Raw genomic sequence first — 2822 nt, forward strand, 5'->3', positions numbered from 1 at the left:
CGGGGGCGTCGCTCTCCCGCAGGAGAAGCGCGCCAGCGCCCCGTGCGAGCTCCACGCAGGCGTTGCCCTCGGCGTCAGCCGAGTAGGAAGACTTCTGCCACTGCATTTCAGTCATCACTGCACCTCCAGTGAGGTCAGCGGGCAGGGTGATCAAATACGCCGGTCTTTACGCCTCGGACGAGCGCCCCCAGCCGGGCTGGGCTGGTCGCGACGATGACGCCGGGGTCGTCGCTCTCCCGCAGAAGGACCGCGCCAGCGGCCCGAGCGAGCTCCACACAGTTGTTGCCCTCGGCATCAGCCGAGTAGGAAGACTTCTGCCACTGTATTTTGGACATACCCATGCCTTCAGAGTTGGTTCGCGATGGCGTGTACGAAGTCACGCGTGTCCTCGGAGGTCATCACCCCCTCTTCCGTCCGGTCCAGAACTCGCCGGTAGTTGGCAAGGTGCGCCTCCGAGTCGAGGAGCGCGCTACCGGTTGGCGCATCGATCTGCACCGTGTCCAACTGCGGCACCGGCCCGGAGAAGTACGTGGTGGAACATCCCGCGTTCGGGAACCCGCCCGCGGAGAACGGGATGACGCGCACGGTCACATTGTCCCGCTCCGACGCTTCGAGGACATACTCCAACTGCCTCCGGGCCACTTTCGGCCCGCCGAAGTGGAGCCTCAATGCGGCTTCATGGATGAGGAAGGCGCACTGCGGTGGGTCTTCCCGATCCAACACATCTCGACGCTTCAACCGGTGCGAGAGCCTGACCCGGAGCTGAACCGGGGTGGGCTCGGGCTCGGCGGTGGAGAGCACGGCCTTCGCGTAGTCCTCGGTCTGGAGGAGCCCGGGCATGTGCACGATCTGCACCGAGCGCACCTCAACCGCATGGTGTTCAAGCTCTGCCAGGTCCAGGGCATTGGCGGCCAACTTCCCCCGGTAGTCCTCCCACCATCCGTTACCACGCTCCACGGCTACGGCCACGAGCTGATCGACGTACGCCTGGTCACCACACGAGTAGATGGCGGCGAGAGTACGTACACGTTCCTCGCTTACGCCGAATCGACCAGCTTCCATATTGCTGATCCGCGTCCGGTTGACGCCCAACTGCTCAGCGGCCTGGACGACGTTCATTCCGGCGTGTTCGCGCATCTTGCGCAGCTCCGTGCCGAGACGTCGTTGCCGAGCGGTCGGAACTGACCTTGGCGACATGTGCGCCCTCCCCTCGTGCGCGACCTTCTCACACTCTTACGAAGGAAATGGTTCCAAGAAGTGAGAGAACGCGTGCTCTGTATGCCCTACAGTCACCCTAGCGCACCGCATTCGGTCGGTTACGCAACGCAGCGTAGGGAGACCCGAACATGAGCTCCGCACTCATCACCGAACCCACCCAGTCCTACGGACTCAGCGCCCCCAACTCCCCCACCAGCCCGAAGTTCTGCCGTGACACCGTGGCGGCCGTTCTCTTCGCCAACGACCGGCCCGGCCTGGTGGATGTGGCCAAGCTGCTGGTGTCGGAGGCGGTCACGAACATCAATCTCCATACCGCCACCCCCACCATCCGCATCGAGACCACCGTGAGCCGCGACAGCGTGCTCGTGACGGTGCACGACGACGATCCCGACAGCCGTCCCCGGCTGCGCGAAGCGCGCCCCGATGAGGAGTCGGGGCGCGGGCTGCTGCTCGTACAGGAACTCGCGTCCGCGTGGGGGATCACCTGGACCGGCGGGCTTCAGCCGTCCGGGAAGCGGGTCTGGTTCGAGTTGCGCGACCCTGCATAAGAGGTCGCGCGGACATCGGGGACACAGCCGGCGGGGAACTTCGGGCAACCGGGCGGACGTTGGTCCTGCCATGACTGAACCTCGCACGCTCGGCTCGTCCGACCTCCTCGTTTCCCCCCTCTGCCTGGGCGGCAACGTCTTCGGCTGGACCGCCGACAAGACCCAGTCGTTCGCGGTACTCGACGCCTACCTCGCCGCAGGCGGCAATTTCCTCGACACCGCCGACGCGTACATGAATTACTTTCCCGAGCAGGGCAACGAGCCGGGACAGTCCGAGAGCATCATCGGCGACTGGCTCGCCGCCCGCCGCAACCGCGACGACGTGGTCGTCGCGACCAAGGTCGGCGACCATCCGGAGTACATGGGTCTTGCGCCCGCCAACATCAAGGCTGCTGCCGAGGAGTCCCTGCGGCGACTGCGTACCGACCACATCGATCTCTATTACACCCATTTCGACCGGGACGAATCCATCCCTGTGGACGAGATCATCACCGCCCTCGACGATCTCGTGAAGGCCGGCAAGGTGCGTGCCATCGCGGCCTCCAACATCAGCCCCGAACGGCTTTCCGCGTCGCTGGCCTTCTCCGATCGCGAAGGGCTGGCCCGTTACGTGGCACTACAGCCGCAGTACAACCTTGTCTCACGCGATACCTACGAGGGTGCGCGGCGGGAGGTCGTACAGCGCGAAGGGCTGGCCTGCGTTCCGTACTTCGCACTCGCCTCCGGCTTCCTCACCGGCAAGTACCGCCCCGGGAAGAGCATCGAGAACGTGCGCAACTTCCCCGGACTCGCCGGCGGCTACGCGGACACGGAACGCGGCGTGAAGGTGCTCGACGCGTTGGAGCAGGTCGCGACGGCGCGGGGAGTGGAGATGGCCACCGTGGCAGTGGCCTGGCTCGCGCGGCAGCCGACCGTGACCTCGCTGATCGCCTCCGCACGCACCGTCGAGCAGCTGCCGGCACTCTTCGCCGCGCAGGACCTGCGTCTGTCGGACACCGAGCTGGAGACTTTGACGACCGCCTCTTCCTAACCGGGAGCGCGGTGGGGGGCCACTGG

5 protein-coding genes are annotated in these 2822 nt (G+C 65.8%); 2 read left to right on the forward strand and 3 right to left on the reverse strand.

Annotation, left to right across the window (positions count from 1 at the left end; translation table 11 throughout):
• The 3 genes from ACFU99_RS39785 to ACFU99_RS39795 form a co-directional block, all read right to left on the reverse strand.
• Nucleotides 1-115: DUF397 domain-containing protein (locus tag ACFU99_RS39785; protein ID WP_384402471.1), on the reverse strand; the 115-nt coding region annotated here is incomplete at its 3' end.
• A gap of 19 nt (nt 116-134) precedes the next feature.
• On the reverse strand, nt 135-341 hold the full coding sequence (locus ACFU99_RS39790; protein ID WP_384402459.1) for a DUF397 domain-containing protein: 207 nt from the start codon (nt 339-341) through the stop codon (nt 135-137).
• Between the two features lie 4 nt (nt 342-345).
• The gene (locus tag ACFU99_RS39795; protein WP_384402462.1) at nt 346-1197 is read right to left on the reverse strand and encodes a helix-turn-helix domain-containing protein; all 852 of its coding nucleotides are present in this window, start codon (nt 1195-1197) and stop codon (nt 346-348) included.
• Between the two features lie 149 nt (nt 1198-1346).
• Between ACFU99_RS39795 and ACFU99_RS39800 the strand changes: the two genes are divergently transcribed.
• Together ACFU99_RS39800 and ACFU99_RS39805 are read left to right on the forward strand one after the other, a co-directional pair.
• Nucleotides 1347-1766, forward strand: a complete 420-nt coding sequence (locus tag ACFU99_RS39800) for an ATP-binding protein (protein WP_384402465.1) — start codon at nt 1347-1349, stop codon at nt 1764-1766.
• A gap of 70 nt (nt 1767-1836) precedes the next feature.
• Nucleotides 1837-2796, forward strand: coding sequence for an aldo/keto reductase (locus ACFU99_RS39805; RefSeq protein WP_384402468.1), 960 nt, complete (start codon nt 1837-1839; stop codon nt 2794-2796).
• Nucleotides 2797-2822 lie beyond the last annotated feature (26 nt).

Source organism: Streptomyces sp. NPDC057654, assembly GCF_042800135.1.
In the GTDB taxonomy this organism is placed as follows: domain Bacteria; phylum Actinomycetota; class Actinomycetes; order Streptomycetales; family Streptomycetaceae; genus Streptomyces.

Coding starts and splice junctions, on each gene's coding strand:
- ACFU99_RS39790 (WP_384402459.1), bottom strand. CDS start 341: ATGGGTATGTCCAAAATACAGTGGCAGAAGTCTTCCTACTCGGCTGAT.
- ACFU99_RS39795 (WP_384402462.1), bottom strand. CDS start 1,197: ATGTCGCCAAGGTCAGTTCCGACCGCTCGGCAACGACGTCTCGGCACG.
- ACFU99_RS39800 (WP_384402465.1), top strand. CDS start 1,347: ATGAGCTCCGCACTCATCACCGAACCCACCCAGTCCTACGGACTCAGC.
- ACFU99_RS39805 (WP_384402468.1), top strand. CDS start 1,837: ATGACTGAACCTCGCACGCTCGGCTCGTCCGACCTCCTCGTTTCCCCC.